This window comes from Nitrosospira sp. TNL300, assembly GCF_055385915.1.
Genome location: NZ_AP041005.1, coordinates 1,606,143 through 1,619,815, shown reverse-complemented (window position 1 = coordinate 1,619,815; position 13,673 = coordinate 1,606,143). Strand labels below are relative to the sequence as shown.

The 13,673-nt window shown below is 52.7% G+C and carries 13 protein-coding genes; 9 read left to right on the top strand and 4 right to left on the bottom strand.

Annotation, left to right across the window (positions count from 1 at the left end; genetic code table 11):
• Window positions 1–15: 15 nt before the first annotated feature.
• On the bottom strand, window positions 16–1,212 hold the full coding sequence (locus ACZ5BW_RS07450; RefSeq protein WP_464538506.1) for an esterase-like activity of phytase family protein: 1,197 nt from the start codon (window positions 1,210–1,212) through the stop codon (window positions 16–18).
• Window positions 1,213–1,390: 178 nt separating this feature from the next.
• Between ACZ5BW_RS07450 and ACZ5BW_RS07445 the strand changes: the two genes are divergently transcribed.
• The 7 genes from ACZ5BW_RS07445 (at window position 1,391) to ACZ5BW_RS07415 (ending at window position 8,932) form a co-directional block, all read left to right on the top strand.
• Window positions 1,391–2,266 carry a hypothetical protein gene (locus ACZ5BW_RS07445; RefSeq protein WP_464538504.1) on the top strand — a complete coding sequence of 292 codons (876 nt, stop codon included), beginning with the start codon at window positions 1,391–1,393 and terminating at the stop codon, window positions 2,264–2,266.
• A gap of 30 nt (window positions 2,267–2,296) precedes the next feature.
• Window positions 2,297–2,719 carry a hypothetical protein gene (locus tag ACZ5BW_RS07440; RefSeq protein ID WP_464538502.1) on the top strand — a complete coding sequence of 141 codons (423 nt, stop codon included), beginning with the start codon at window positions 2,297–2,299 and terminating at the stop codon, window positions 2,717–2,719.
• A 92-nt stretch (window positions 2,720–2,811) separates the two neighbouring features.
• Entirely contained in the window at window positions 2,812–3,840 is a 1,029-nt protein-coding gene (locus ACZ5BW_RS07435; protein WP_464538500.1) for an HlyD family secretion protein, read from the top strand.
• A complete protein-coding gene (locus ACZ5BW_RS07430) occupies window positions 3,840–5,639 on the top strand; it encodes an ATP-binding cassette domain-containing protein (RefSeq protein ID WP_464538498.1) in 1,800 nt (599 codons plus the stop codon). The genes ACZ5BW_RS07435 and ACZ5BW_RS07430 overlap by 1 nt, the downstream gene beginning before the upstream one ends.
• A complete protein-coding gene (locus ACZ5BW_RS07425; RefSeq protein WP_464538496.1) occupies window positions 5,636–6,799 on the top strand; it encodes an ABC transporter permease in 1,164 nt (387 codons plus the stop codon). Before ACZ5BW_RS07430 ends, ACZ5BW_RS07425 begins: the two co-directional genes overlap by 4 nt.
• 4 nt (window positions 6,800–6,803) lie before the next feature.
• Window positions 6,804–7,913 carry an ABC transporter permease gene (locus tag ACZ5BW_RS07420; RefSeq protein WP_464538494.1) on the top strand — a complete coding sequence of 370 codons (1,110 nt, stop codon included), beginning with the start codon at window positions 6,804–6,806 and terminating at the stop codon, window positions 7,911–7,913.
• A gap of 239 nt (window positions 7,914–8,152) precedes the next feature.
• Window positions 8,153–8,932, top strand: a complete 780-nt coding sequence (locus tag ACZ5BW_RS07415; protein ID WP_464543636.1) for a hypothetical protein — start codon at window positions 8,153–8,155, stop codon at window positions 8,930–8,932.
• A gap of 137 nt (window positions 8,933–9,069) precedes the next feature.
• Here ACZ5BW_RS07415 and ACZ5BW_RS07410 read toward each other — a convergent pair.
• Window positions 9,070–9,827, bottom strand: a protein-coding gene (locus ACZ5BW_RS07410; protein ID WP_464538886.1) for an IS5 family transposase whose coding sequence is annotated in 2 segments (ribosomal slippage) — window positions 9,070–9,494 and window positions 9,494–9,827 — 759 coding nt in all. Because the reading frame shifts where the segments join, the coding sequence is not laid out codon by codon here.
• A 95-nt stretch (window positions 9,828–9,922) separates the two neighbouring features.
• Here ACZ5BW_RS07410 and ACZ5BW_RS07405 point away from each other — a divergent pair.
• Both ACZ5BW_RS07405 and ACZ5BW_RS07400 read left to right on the top strand, forming a co-directional pair.
• Window positions 9,923–10,300 (top strand): hypothetical protein, encoded by a 378-nt coding sequence (locus tag ACZ5BW_RS07405; protein WP_464543635.1) that lies wholly within the window; start codon window positions 9,923–9,925, stop codon window positions 10,298–10,300.
• A gap of 158 nt (window positions 10,301–10,458) precedes the next feature.
• Entirely contained in the window at window positions 10,459–12,312 is a 1,854-nt protein-coding gene (locus tag ACZ5BW_RS07400; protein WP_464543634.1) for an AMP-dependent synthetase/ligase, read from the top strand.
• 52 nt (window positions 12,313–12,364) lie between these two features.
• On the opposite strand, the gene ACZ5BW_RS07395 is transcribed toward ACZ5BW_RS07400, so the two are convergent.
• Window positions 12,365–12,667 carry a hypothetical protein gene (locus ACZ5BW_RS07395; RefSeq protein WP_464543633.1) on the bottom strand — a complete coding sequence of 101 codons (303 nt, stop codon included), beginning with the start codon at window positions 12,665–12,667 and terminating at the stop codon, window positions 12,365–12,367.
• A gap of 115 nt (window positions 12,668–12,782) precedes the next feature.
• The gene (locus ACZ5BW_RS07390; protein WP_464543632.1) at window positions 12,783–13,400 is read right to left on the bottom strand and encodes a DVUA0089 family protein; all 618 of its coding nucleotides are present in this window, start codon (window positions 13,398–13,400) and stop codon (window positions 12,783–12,785) included.
• Window positions 13,401–13,673: the final 273 nt, after the last annotated feature.

Sequence of the window (13,673 nt, the reverse complement as noted above, 5' to 3'; positions counted from 1 at the left end):
TCAGAATTCATATTTTTATTGTAACCGCTCCAGTTCCGATTCAGAGGCAATTTCCAATGCGACAAATTGGGTGAATTGCATTCTGGAGAAATTGTTGTCAGCCACCAGCAAGATAGTGCGTTTGCCCTTGAATTCGGGACCAAAGGTGATGCCTTCTATGTTACCAATAGCCAGAGCCGAGCCATCCGTATTTTTCAGGTCTGACATATCGAGCAAGAGAACTTTTCTTATCGGAGAGATGCTCTTGCCCACGATCGATTCCATTCCGGAAATGTTGGTGGCGTTCCTTGCATCGGCATAATAAAGCCGGACGGTATAACCAGTGTTAATGCGAGCGAGTGTGATTGTGCTGGGATTTAGTGCACGCTCGATAGTGATGAATTGGCGATCGCCGATGGCGAGGAAGTCGCTCACTCCGATGATAGCGAAACTGCCGAGCAAGGACGGCGCGGACGTAACAGGCTCAACATCGTAAGCATACTCCGCGACTGATTTCCCGGTGGCAATGTCGAAGGCAAGGATACGTGCGCGTGATCCTCTATAGGCGTTGGCAGGGGGAGAATCCTGAACCAGGCCGTTTTCGGTAGCCGTATACAGGGTTGTACCATCGGTGGAGATTGTCAGGCTCTCAAACCCCAAATTGTCGTGAACGCCCTTACTACCGGTAAATGTCCACACACGGGAGCCGCTGGGAGAGTAGTAAACGGGAACAACGAAATCGCGAGAATGGCTGCCATCAGCATTCATTTCGCGTACCGCAGGGCTGCGGAAACCCGATATCTCCCGGCGGCCTTCTTCGCTCCAATAAACCTTGTTGCGGTTGCCGTCAAAGCGGAGACCTTCCGGATCCACGGAGTTTTTCTCGAACGCACCCCCACCGGGTTGCTGGATCGTGGTTACGGCATGAAAGGTCACGCCTGCCATACCGGGCTCGGCCGAGCGCTGGAATTTGGCGAGATCCAGGGATAATTCGTAAAATCGCGCTGGATTGGTTCTGCTGCGATCATCGCTAATGGACAGGTAACGGGTGGTGCTTGCGTTGTAGTCCAGAGACGACAACCCGCCGACAGTTGTCCCTTTGAATTTTGTCTGAGTGGGTACGATTTGCTGACCAATATAATTGAGAACAAAACTTGCGGAGTCAGCGGCGCGAAGTGGAGGGGCAAAGCTTATTTGCAGGACGGCAAGGGCAGCAAGGAAGATTATTCTCATGAGTATCAGTTACTGGAGGAAGATCGGGGAAACTGCATATTATCCATAGCCGGAAAACACGCTGTCCATGGTGCAACTGCTTTTTGTCGCCAAGCCTTGAAATATAACAAAACTCTCTTTTTTCCCAGCTAAGATAAAGGAATAACACATCGCTTCCGATAGAGCTACAGAATATGTGATGACCCGCGCTCTTGATGTCAACGTGATTGGTATACGCGGAAGCTTCTGGACAGCATTCGGCATATTCCTGCTTGTATCTTTTGTTTCCGGATGCGCCAGTTTCAGGGAAGTGAAAGTTTTTGCCGCTCTTTCTTCAGATGCGGCAAGTTATGATGCCCTCACGAGGGACTATGTGGCCGCACTTGATCGCCGCAAACAATACCAGCCAGAGAAATTCCACGGCGAGCTGGAAGCACAGAAAATACGACGGGAGGCGCAGCGAGCCAGCCTGGATCTGCTCCAGCAAACCGTGACAGACTATATGCAAGGTTTAGGCAACCTGGCCGCCGGTAACACTCATCCCTATGATAAATCACTAAAAGAATTGAGTACAAATCTCAGCAGGGCGACACTGCTGACTTCCGAAGAGAAAGAGGCGGTGGGAGCACTATCTACGCTGCTCGCACGCGCTGTAACTGCGGGTTATCGGCTCCATGAACTCAGGAAACTGGTCCGTGATGCAAATCAGCCGCTTCAGCATGTAATTCAGGCTACGCGAAAAATCGTGGAGAAGGGCATGATTGCCGATTTACAGGTAGAAACGGCGCTGCTCGGCAGGTATTATGACAATTTCATGTATGCGCCGGACAATCCCATGGAACCTGTTGCAATGGCGCTTGCAAGAGAGGCGAAGGCCGAATCGCTGGGCCGTGTAAATACCCGGATCAGGAGTGCGCAGGGTTATATTGCCGTGCTGGATAAAATCGCTAATGCGCATCAGTATCTGTATGAGCACCGCAAAAAGATCGGCAGTAACGAGTTGGACAAGCAATTCAAACCCTATGTCGCAGACCTTCGCATGGCTTACCGGCATTTGCTCGATGTTTCGCATTAAAAGAGACTAACAAAGAAAGAGAATAAACGCATGGACAAGCTTTCGTCCGATGACGCTTTCGAATTGGGCAATCAGTTCCGGGATGCAGCAATTGCGCTCGGGGACTGGCGCATCCAGCATCGTGCCAGCTTGAGCAAGGCAGAGTGGGATGAGCTCGATTGTCAGGAGATTTTACTTCTGAATACAGCCTCCAGCCTTTACACAAGTGCGATAGGGCTGGTATTGGCAGATAGCCAGCTTGCGTTTGAGCGACTGCAGTCGAGCGTCAAGGAGGCAAAAGCAGCAGTAAAGCATATCACCACCCTGAAGCAGGCGCTTGATCTCGCATCCGCACTGGTTCTTCTGGCTGGCGCAGTTTATTCAGGCAACGCGGCGTCACTTCCTTCCGCAATCGTTGCCCTGGAAGATGCGGCTGAGGCTATCGTTGGCGGTACTGATTCGCGAACCGGCTGATCGTCCAAGCAGGAGTTTTGCGTCGGCAACCGTACGGTTTCCATGCAGTCATCCGCTTCAGTAAAGTAGCGTAACCGCATCTGACATCATCGGTGAATAAAAAATTCGTCCTTATAGGAATAGCAGCAGGGCTTGCCCTGATTTCGGTGGGAACGGTAAGCTGGTTTTTAACCCATAAGGAAAGCAATGGCGAGTTCCTGACACTCTTTGGCAATGTGGATATCCGCCAGGTTTCTCTCGCCTTCAACGGAAACGATCGGATCGCTGAAATGCGTGTGGAGGAAGGAGATCGGGTCAAGGCAGGACAAGTTCTCGCAACGTTGGATACCCGGATTCTCACGTTGCAAATTGCGCAAGCCGAAGCCCAGGTTGCCACCCAGGAGCAGGCGCTGTTGCGGCTTGAGAATGGCACCCGCCCCGAGGAAATAGCACAGGCCCGGACTGAGGTTGCTTCCGCTCAGGCCGATGCCGATCTCGCCAAACAGTTTCTGGGCCGCTTGATGGAGATTGAAAGTGACTCGGGTGCTGCCGTCAGCAAGCAGGATCTCGACAATGCCAGGTCTCGCCATCGAGTGGCTGTGGCGCAACTCGAAAATCGCAAAAAGGCACTGCAACTGGCATTGATCGGGCCGCGTAAGGAAGATATTGCGCAGGCGGAGGCGCAGTTGAATGTTTTTCGTGCTGAGCTGGCCTTGCTGCGGCACCAGCTTGATCTGGCCGAATTGAAAGCTCCTATTGATGCTGTCATACGCTCACGTCTGCTCGAACCGGGAGACATGGCTTCGCCACAACGTCCGGTTTATGCGCTTGCAATAACCGATCCGAAATGGGTTCGAGCCTATGTATCCGAGATTGATCTCGGCCGCATCCAGCCCGGCATGAGCGCAGAGGTTGTTACTGACAGTCATCCGGAGGAGCCCATTCATGGTCGTATCGGCTATATCTCGTCGGTTGCCGAGTTTACCCCAAAGCCTGTACAAACCGAGGAACTGCGCACCAGCCTCGTTTATGAGGTACGGGTGTATGTGGAAGACGCGGGAGATAGGCTGCGTCTGGGCATGCCCGCCACCGTACATATCGCTCTCGGAAATAATGGAAATTCCAATGAAGTGAAGCATTGATGGAGCAAACGCAGCCCGCACTGGTAGCAAATGATATTTACAAGCGCTTTCCGGTCAAAAAAACCGGCCAGATCGTGCAGGCTGTCGCAGGCGTTTCCATGGAAGTGTCCGCAGGTTCGCTTACTGCGCTGGTCGGACCGGATGGGGCCGGCAAGACTACTCTCTTGCGCATGTTCGCGGGTTTGATAAAACCGGATGACGGACACCTCCAGGTATTGGATGTGAATGTCGTAACCGACCCGCAGACAGTGCAGGATCGCATAAGTTATATGCCGCAGCGCTTCGGCCTGTATGAGGATCTGAGTGTCCAGGAGAATCTCGATCTTTATGCAGACCTGCATGGCGTGCCGCAGGAAATACGCCGGCAGCGCTATCGCCGACTGTTGGAAATGACTGATCTCACCCGCTTCACCCAGCGTCCGGCGGGAAAACTGTCAGGAGGCATGAAACAGAAGCTGGGTTTGGCATGTACGCTCGTGCGTTCTCCCGAGCTGCTGCTGCTTGATGAGCCGACAGTGGGCGTCGATCCGTTGTCGCGACGGGAGCTATGGGAGATCATCGGACAATTGATCGATGAGGAGCAACTGACGGTGTTGATTACCACAGCCTACCTCGATGAAGCAGAGCGTTGCACCAGGATTCATGTGCTGGAGGAGGGCAAACTGCTTGCCGAAGGCCCACCTGACGAGATACGGCAGTACGCACGCGATCTTTGCTTTGTCGCTGTTCCACCCCAAGGTCAGCCTTCACGAGTTCTGCAGGCACAACTTCTGGATGATTCCAGAAATATCATAGATGCCGTGCCCCAAAGTGGGGCAGTGCGTTTTATCCGCCGCCCTCATGCACGGCAGCAGGATATCGATGCGCTGTTGAGCGGTATTGAAGCCATCCCGATGGAAGCACGTCTTGAAGACGGGTTTATGGTACTGCTGCGTGAACAGCATCAGATGAGTCCGCCAGATACTCTCCTATTCGAGAAGCCGGCACTGTCTGCAACTACCTCGGGAGAAAATCGGCAGTCCGATGAAAAGATCATTGAGGTACGTGATCTGGTACGAAAATTCGGAGATTTTATCGCTGTCGATCATGTGTCCTTCTCGGTGCAGCGCGGCGAAATCTTCGGGTTGCTGGGGCCGAATGGAGCGGGCAAGACCACCACCTTTCGCATGCTTTGCGGCCTTCTACCTGCAAGCAGCGGTTTTCTCCAGGTGGCGGGGGTCAACCTTCGGCATGCGCGTGCTCCCGCGCGCCGAAGGATAGGCTATGTTGCGCAGAAGTTTGCACTTTACGGCGATTTGACCGTGCAGGAAAACCTTGAGTTTTTCGGTGGCGCCTATGGTCTTTTCGGCGAACGGCTGCGCAAGCGTATTCAGACCGTCACTCAGCAATTCGATCTTGCAGGGAGGGAACAATCTCCCAGCGGGATGTTACCGGGAGGTTTCCGCCAAGGGCTTGCCATGGCGGTTGGCCTGCTGCACGAGCCTGAAATCCTGTTTCTGGATGAGCCCACGAGCGGGATCGATCCACTCAGGCGGCGAGAGTTCTGGCGTCGCATTACTGCACTGTCGGAAATGGGCACCACGATCATCATTACAACTCATTTCATGGAGGAGGCGGAGTATTGCGATCGTATCGTAATCCAGGACAACGGCAGGTTAGTGGCCATGGGAACGCCATACGAGGTTCGCGAGCAAGCCGGGGGGAAGGATGCCACGCTGACGATGGAAGAGGCATTCATTCGTATCGTTGCTCGCGAGCGGGAACGAGATAAATCGACTGAAAGAGCACCGAGCTTATGAGTGGAAAAAACAGTCAATCAGGCCAGCGGGGTTATCTCGGCTTTCAGCTACGCCTCATTTCCCTGATTCGAAAGGAAATACGTCAACTGTTGCGAGACAAAAGCAATCTCGCAGTTGGAATTGGCTTGCCCATCATATTGATCCTCATTTTCGGTTACGGCTTGTCACTTGATGTCAGGAATGCGCACATTGCAATCGTACTGGAAGATGCATCACCCACTTCGGTCGACGTTGTCTCAGGCCTGGAACTTTCCTCGTATATTTCACCTGTAAGAGTTCCATCCATGCAGGAGGCAGAGCGCTTGATGCTGGCGCGCGAAGTAGAGGGAATCTTCCGGGTACCCAGCGATTTTTCCCGACGATTGGGGGAAGGCGAGGCACAAGTCCAGTTTCTGGCCTATGGAACAGATTCCACCCGCGCAACAATCATTCGAAACTACATCAACAGTATTGTTGGCCAGTGGACGTTGCGACAGGCTGATCGAAAAGCAGATTCGCCGGTTACGACCGAGGGTAGAATCACGTTGGTGGAACGCTTGTGGTTCAACTCCGCCAACTCCAGTACATGGTATCTGGTGCCGGGCTTGATCGTTCTGATCATGACACTCATCGGAGCCTTTCTCACCGCGATGGTGATGGCGCGAGAGTGGGAACGCGGCACCCTGGAAGCATTGTTCGTCTCGCCCGTGCGCCCCACGGAAATCCTGCTGGCGAAAATTGTCCCCTATTTTCTGGTAGGTATGATGGGTCTCGGGATATGCCTGGCCGCGGCGCATTTTCTGTTCGAGGTGCCTATACGCGGCTCCCTGCTGATCCTGCTGGGCGGCTCGATGCTCTATCTATTGGTGGCGCTGGGTTTCGGCCTGGTCATCTCGTCCATTACCAAAAACCAGTTCACTGCCAGTCAAATCGCAATTATTACCAGCTTCATGCCATCACTCATGCTTTCCGGTTTTCTCTTTGACTTGCGCAACGTGCCTGTTGTCATTCAGCTGGTTGGAAAGATTCTACCGGCCACTTATTTCATGGAATTGATCAGGACGTTGTATCTCGCTGGCGATGTGTGGCCGCTGATAATACGGAATTATGCGATTCTCACAGGCTATGCAGTGTTGCTGCTCGGCCTCGCGCGCTTTGTTACCCGCAAGAAACTGGATTGACCTCATGCTCGACCTCGTGCGCCGCATTATCAGTCTGTGCCGCAAGGAGTTTCTGGCGATCCTGAAAGATCCTGCCAATCGGGTCATTCTTGTCGTCCCGTCGCTGGTGGAAAGCTTTTTATTCGGCTACGCTGCCACTTTTGATCTCATCAACGTGCCTTATGCCTTGCTTGATCAGAGCCGCGGTGGTGCCTCCGTTGAATTGATAGCGCGTCTGGATGGAACCGGTGTTTTTCAGCGTGTCGCAACCTTGCAAACACAGCGGGATATCGCGGGAGTGATCGATTCCCAGCAGGTCCTGATGGTAATACAGATCGGACCACGCTTCGAGCAGCAAGTGAATGCAGGCGAGCTTGCCCCGGTACAACTGATTCTCGATGCGCGCAACTCCAACAGCGCCGGCTCTGCCGCGGGGTATGTCGCTTCAATTATCGAATCATATAACACGACGTTAGGTGGCAACGCGAGGCAGCCCCTTACAGTTGAGACACGCGCTTGGTACAACCCCAATCTGGAGACCCGCTGGAATCTGATGCCGGGCTTGATCGCCTCGCTCAGCATGATACAGACAATGTTGCTGGCTGCGCTCACTGTTGCCCGTGAGCGCGAGAACGGTACGTTCGATCAGTTACTGGTGACACCGTTTTCACCCATGGAAATCATGGTAGGCAAGGTGATTCCAATCGTTGCAATAGGTCTGCTGCAATCCACCATCGTCCTCCTGGTGTCGCTCTACTGGTTCGAGGTGCCGCTTGCCGGCTCGCTGGTAACACTCTATACCGGTTTGGCATTGTTCATGATTGCCAGCATAGGACTGGGTCTGGCGATTTCAGCGGTTTGTACCACTATGCAGCAGGCCATGCTCTATACTTTCATGCTGGTGATGCCGCTCATAATGCTTTCAGGCCTGACCACACCGGTGCGCAACATGCCGGAATTTCTTCAAACTGTTACTCTGGCCAATCCCCTCCGCTTTGCTGTTGACCTGATGCAGCGCGTGTATCTGGAAGGGGCTGACTTGCTCATGGTCGGCTATGATCTGATTCCGCTCCTGATCATGTCGGCAGTTACGCTGCCTTTCGCCGCATGGCTGTTTCGCAACCGGTTGCTGTAACCCGAAATCAAGCGGGCCACAGGCGCTGTGAACAGAACACTTTTGCTGTTTAGCCCTTTCCAGTATGTTCCCCGCTCATCCTTCCGATGACCATTGCTCTGTAAAAGGTTATACAGATAGATAATGCGAATGTGGTTGTTATTTTACTTTCCTTGGCTATAAAGAATGGCAGTAGCACAAACCGAAGCATTGCTATCGCAGAGCGCTCCACTCATTTCAAATGACGGGGGAAGTCAAAAATGGAAAAAATTCTGGAAGTTCTTGATGTTGAGTTATTTGTTCTGGAAAATCATCCGCCTAAATTGCGAATTAGCGCGTCAGGAAATATACCGGGCGAGGGTTGGACAAATCCGCGGTTAGAACCTGTTGTCTTCATTCAGCCGCCGCCAGACGGCATTTATGATTTTGATTTTGTCGCTGATCCACCGCATCAAGAACCTGCCACAGACGCAATTACGCCTATCGGTGTCGTTCACCTCTGGGACCCCCTGCCTCCCGGTGCAAAGGGGGTTCGGATACACGTCAAACACGATTCAAAAAAGGCATTGCTGGGCAATTCCGAACACCTGGAGAGAAATCCCAGCCTGGGCAATTCTGAACACCCGAAGAGAAATCCCAGTCGTTTTACATTTGTTGATCAGGAAGGTGTAAAACGCGTCGTTTTTTTTCCTCAAGCAGTGGGTCCGTTGGGTGCGAAAGAAAAGCCACAAGAGGCCTCCCTAGAATATACAGGCTCGGAAGGCCATTTCGTATTTCGCGGAGCACAGATTACTCAGCAGCAAACAGTAATGGGGACGCTTATCTCAGTAAATTTCAGGTCTGGCGCTGCGGATGAACCTTCTATGGATTTCGCACTGGTTCTGCCACCAGTTGAGCTGGGAGAAGAGTTGCGGCAGACCTTCAAGACAATGGGCATCCTGATTCACGGCCGTGGCTTTGTCGTAGATCGTACTGGAGCCCAGCTCACGTACGAGACCGTGAATCTTGAAGGTATCGCGGAATATATCCCCGTTCTTTGAGTAAACTCGAAAGTCGTGCCAGATGAAGATGAGCGTTTAAACGTTCATCTTCCATCAAATCTGGAGAGTTCCGCATCTCTAAAACCGTCTCTTGTCGGAGAGAAAATCATGAAAATTACTCCTAGGCTCAGGACTCATTAATTGAGATAGAAGATGACGGTAGCGGCGATACAGATGGCGGAGAAGAAGGTGTGGGCGCAACGGTCATAACGCATGGCGATGCGTCGCCAGTCCTTGAGCCTGGCGAACATATTTTCTACCTTGTGGCGTTGCTTGTAGAGTTCCCTGTCGTATTCGATCTGGGTTTTACGGTTCTTCTTCGGGGGAATGCAGGGCGTAATACCCTTTTCTCTGAGGGCTGCCCTGAACCAGTCAGCATCATAGCCGCGATCCCCCAGCAACTCTTTTGCCTTGGGTAGAACAGGCAACAACAGGGCCGCACCCTTGTAATCGCTCATCTGCCCTTCGGAGAGCAGCAGGACAACAGGCTTGCCCATGCTGTCGCACACGGCATGGAGTTTTGAATTCAAGCCGCCCTTGGTGCGACCGATACGGCGGGGAACATCCCCTTTTTTAAAAGGCTGGCTGCCGTACGGTGCGCCTTCAGATGTGTGGCGTCAATCATTAGCCGATCGGGCGTTTCCTCTTTGCCAGCCAGTTCCGCAAAAATGCGGTTGAATATACCCATCCTGCTCCAGCGCATGAAGCGATTGTAGAGCGTCTTGTGCGGGCCGTAGCTTTTGGGAGCGTCCTTCCATTGCAGGCCGTTCTTTATCACGTAAATAATCCCGCTGAGCACCCGCAAATCATCCACACGCGCCACCCCATGGGACAAGGGAAAATAAGGCTTTATGCGGTTGAATTGTTTCTCTGACAGCATAAAAAGATCACTCATGGCAACTCCTCCTGACATAAGTGAATCACATCCGCTCACTTCCGTGAATCCCAAAATTAATAGGTCCTGAGCCTAGCTCTAAAATCCAGAGCCTGATGCTGGTAGCAGCCCTGAGTATCGGACTTTGTTTTGTTTCCCCTGTGTCCGCACGCTCATATATCCTGGACATCAATAGCAAAACACTGACTGATCTCGGGACGCTGGGAGGAGATTCCACTGGTGCCTATGACATCAATGATGCCGAGCAGGTGGTGGGCTACTCCCGCACAGCCGCAGGTGATGAGCACACTTTTATCACCGGCCCCAATGGCGTGGGCATGACAGACCCCAATTCGCTGGTTGAGCTGCCGGCCGGAATTGTTCTAGCGAGCGCTGCCGGTATCAATAACATGGGACAGATTATTGTCTACGCTTCCACTATCCCCACTATCCCCGAGCCTTGCCGTATCATGCTCTTCTCGGGATACGATTGATTTGCTCCTGGGTCTGATGGCTGTTATGTCGCCCCGTCGCATGACTGCTTGAGCAAAGGCTGATCCAGCCCTGTGGAAGAGCGTGCGTCCCTTGTTTTTTTCGGACCTGGGAGTGAGAAGAAGTGTGGAGGCAGCAAAACCATAAGTGAGTCGTGCAGATGGGGCAGAAGCGGAAGACAAATATCATTTCATGTGAAGAGGCTCAAACACTGGCAGGACTTTTTGCCATTCGGGTCAAACGTACCCCGCGATCGATAGCTTACCGGCAGTTTGATGTCGAGAGCGGGAAATGGCGGGAATATAACTGGCAGGAAATCGGTGAGCGCGTGGCGCGCTGGAAGCGTGCGCTGATGCGGGAGAATTTCGAACCGGGTGATCGTGTTGCGATCCTGCTGCGCAATTCTATTGAATGGGTCTGCTTCGATCAGGCTGCACTCGCTGTCGGACTCGTGGTGGTGCCTCTGTACCCCTCTGACGCGTCTGATAACATCGCCTACATTCTCGAGGATTCCGGCACCCGGTTACTCCTGGTAGGCACTCAAAAGCGCTGGGAAACGCTCGCTCCCCGGTGCAAACATCTTACCGAATTGCACAAGATACTATCTGTTGAAAACCCGGTAGCCGATGGTAGCGAGGGCAGGATGTTGCAGGGTGTGGATGAATGGCTGAAGGAAGCAGATGAGCATGCCAGCGATCAGGAGGATGGGGGCAATTCTGGTAGCAAGGGCAAATTTCACGCGTCCGATCCTCACGCGCTTGCCACACTTGTTTATACTTCCGGAACGACCGGCAAGCCTAAGGGTGTCATGCTTTCGCACTTCAATGTGCTTTGGGATGCGGAGGCAACACTTCAGGCTATATCCGGCTATCCGGAGGACGTCTATCTCTCGCTCCTGCCGCTCTCCCATATGCTCGAGCGCACTGTTGGCTATTACGTTCCCCTCATGGCAGGGAGCAGCGTGGCCTATGCCCGTTCTCTGAAAGATTTGCCGGAGGATTTGAAATCCGTGCGGCCTGGTGTATTCGTTGCCGTGCCGCAAATTTATGCGGGTATTCGCAACAAGATGAACCAGCAGGTGCATGAGAGAGGACGGATTGCCAAGTTGTTGTTCGATTGGACTGTTGCACTTGGTTGGGAACACTTTACCGCTGTGCAAAGGCAGGGGAAGGAGCGACTATGGCACCGAATGGCATGGCCCCTTTTACGCCAACTGGTAGCTGACAAAGCGTTGGCCGCATTTGGAGGGAGGCTCCGGCTTGCGGTAAGTGGAGGCGGTCCACTTGCCACGGATGTTTCAAAGCACTTCATTGGGTTGGGCTTGCCGCTTCTGCAAGGTTATGGATTGACTGAAGCCTCCCCGGTTCTGACAGCTAATCGCATGCAAGATATCGTGCCGGAATCAACGGGGAGCGCATTGTCTGGCGTAGAGCTTCGTATCGGTGAGCAGGATGAACTATTGGCTCGCAGTCCGGGCGTCATGCTCGGCTATTGGAACAGGCCCGAAGAAACCCGCGCTGCGATTGATGCAGAGGGTTGGCTGCATACCGGTGATCAGGCACGTATTTCTGACAATCATGTTTTTATCAGCGGGCGGATCAAAGAGATTCTGGTCACCTCCAGCGGCGAAAAAGTACCACCGGCAGATTTGGAGATGTCTATCATTCAGGAACCCTTGTTTGACCAGGTAATGGTGGTAGGCGAGGGAAGACCCTATCTAACGGCCCTGGTGGTAGTGAACAAGGGGGAGTGGCGGAATCTTGCCTCCAGTCTCGACCTGAAAGCGGACGAGGCCAAATCACTGACACATTCGGCTACCCGAGCAGCCGCTTTGAAAAGGATCAAGGCAACCTTGCGGGGTTTCCCCAAATACGCCCGAATTCGGGCAGTACATCTGTCACAGGAACCCTGGAAGGTGGAAGACGGCCTGCTGACACCCACCCTGAAACTGAAACGTTCAGAAATCGAAAAGCGCTTCGCGAGGCAGATTACCGAACTGTACGAAAAAGGATAACCCAGGTTAGCGGCAACTCATTGCCGTTAACCAGGATCAACCGTTATAACCATTATTTCTGCTCGCGCAGGCGATCGGCTTGATCTTCCATCTGGTCGGCACGATTCTCAGCCGATTCCCGCGTAGCTTCCGCAGCTCGCTCCGTGCTGTTGGCATTCATACCCGGATCTTGTTTTTCTATGCTGTCCGCGGTTGCTTCCCCCTCCTTTCGCACCACATCCGCCTTATCTTCCTTTGTATCGGCCTTCTGTTCCAACGATTGTTCCCGCACTGCTTCCTGTTTGGATTTACAGGCGGGAAGCCCGAGCGCCAGCGCCAGCATGGTTGCGGTAAGAACAGGTTTCAGATAGCTCATAATGTTACCCTCCGGTTATTTTCGAGCTACCACTATAGCCGCCACCGCTGTTTTTTTCTGTACGGTAGCACACGCGATTGAGTAAAAAGACAGATTATTTCACTACTCCCCTACTTCATACCGGCATTTGCTTTCTTGAAGAACTCTGTATCACGAACGTAATCAGGCCGAGCCCCGCCAGCAGCAGAGTATAGGATTCGGACTCCGGGATAGAAGGAACTTCAGAGATATAAGAAGCGCCGACTGAGGTGGAGCTGGCATTCAAAATATCCAGTACCCAATGCGAATCACGGCCACCGAAGTTTGTATAGCCGGTACCGTGGAAGCCATCAGCTAACAGGCGTCCATTGGCAAAGCTGATATATTGAGTGACGGTGGCAGTATAATTTCCAGCGGAGAGATCGCGCGTCAGCAAAGAGTCCAAAGCATATCCGCTGACCGAATCGGGGACCAGATGGCTGTCATCATTCTGCCCGACCAAATTTCCCGATCCGTCAAATAATGCAACGATGGGATCGAATCCTCCTCGGGCAACCTCCGCTCCAGCGGCGTTTGTCCCTCCGGCGTAAGACCAGGTACGCAAGGTAACGTCAGACGTCGGCGCGGTCACGGTAAAGTTGAACTCCTGTACCTCGTCATCATGTTCAAAGTTTCCCGTGAAAGAAAAATCGGCCGCGTTTACGCTACCAGTAACGAATCCCAGGGCAAGAATGGCGGCATGAATTTTTTTCATTCTTATTTCTCCTCAAGAAAGCTGCGCTGAATAACCTGATCTGAACCGGCAAGGGCGGTGTTAGCGTCAAAAACCGCTTAATAACCTCATCGGTATTTTAAAACGTATGACAAAATTGAAATTTTTCAAGCTATATGAACCGTTTGGGCTATTGTTATCTTCCGCTCAAAGTCGCAAATAATCCGAGATTTCATAACGAACAGGCTGGCAATTAACCGACCAAATTAAAATACCCCCATCCTCTCCCTGGATACTATGTTCGATAGCGCACCG

What these genes read in the sequence shown, in the direction of transcription:
- ACZ5BW_RS07450 (WP_464538506.1), bottom strand. Translation starts at nt 1,212, where the DNA reads ATGAGAATAATCTTCCTTGCTGCCCTTGCCGTCCTGCAAATAAGCTTT.
- ACZ5BW_RS07445 (WP_464538504.1), top strand. Translation starts at nt 1,391, where the DNA reads ATGACCCGCGCTCTTGATGTCAACGTGATTGGTATACGCGGAAGCTTC.
- ACZ5BW_RS07440 (WP_464538502.1), top strand. Translation starts at nt 2,297, where the DNA reads ATGGACAAGCTTTCGTCCGATGACGCTTTCGAATTGGGCAATCAGTTC.
- ACZ5BW_RS07430 (WP_464538498.1), top strand. Translation starts at nt 3,840, where the DNA reads ATGGAGCAAACGCAGCCCGCACTGGTAGCAAATGATATTTACAAGCGC.
- ACZ5BW_RS07425 (WP_464538496.1), top strand. Translation starts at nt 5,636, where the DNA reads ATGAGTGGAAAAAACAGTCAATCAGGCCAGCGGGGTTATCTCGGCTTT.
- ACZ5BW_RS07420 (WP_464538494.1), top strand. Translation starts at nt 6,804, where the DNA reads ATGCTCGACCTCGTGCGCCGCATTATCAGTCTGTGCCGCAAGGAGTTT.
- ACZ5BW_RS07415 (WP_464543636.1), top strand. Translation starts at nt 8,153, where the DNA reads ATGGAAAAAATTCTGGAAGTTCTTGATGTTGAGTTATTTGTTCTGGAA.
- ACZ5BW_RS07405 (WP_464543635.1), top strand. Translation starts at nt 9,923, where the DNA reads ATGCTGGTAGCAGCCCTGAGTATCGGACTTTGTTTTGTTTCCCCTGTG.
- ACZ5BW_RS07400 (WP_464543634.1), top strand. Translation starts at nt 10,459, where the DNA reads ATGGGGCAGAAGCGGAAGACAAATATCATTTCATGTGAAGAGGCTCAA.
- ACZ5BW_RS07395 (WP_464543633.1), bottom strand. Translation starts at nt 12,667, where the DNA reads ATGAGCTATCTGAAACCTGTTCTTACCGCAACCATGCTGGCGCTGGCG.
- ACZ5BW_RS07390 (WP_464543632.1), bottom strand. Translation starts at nt 13,400, where the DNA reads ATGAAAAAAATTCATGCCGCCATTCTTGCCCTGGGATTCGTTACTGGT.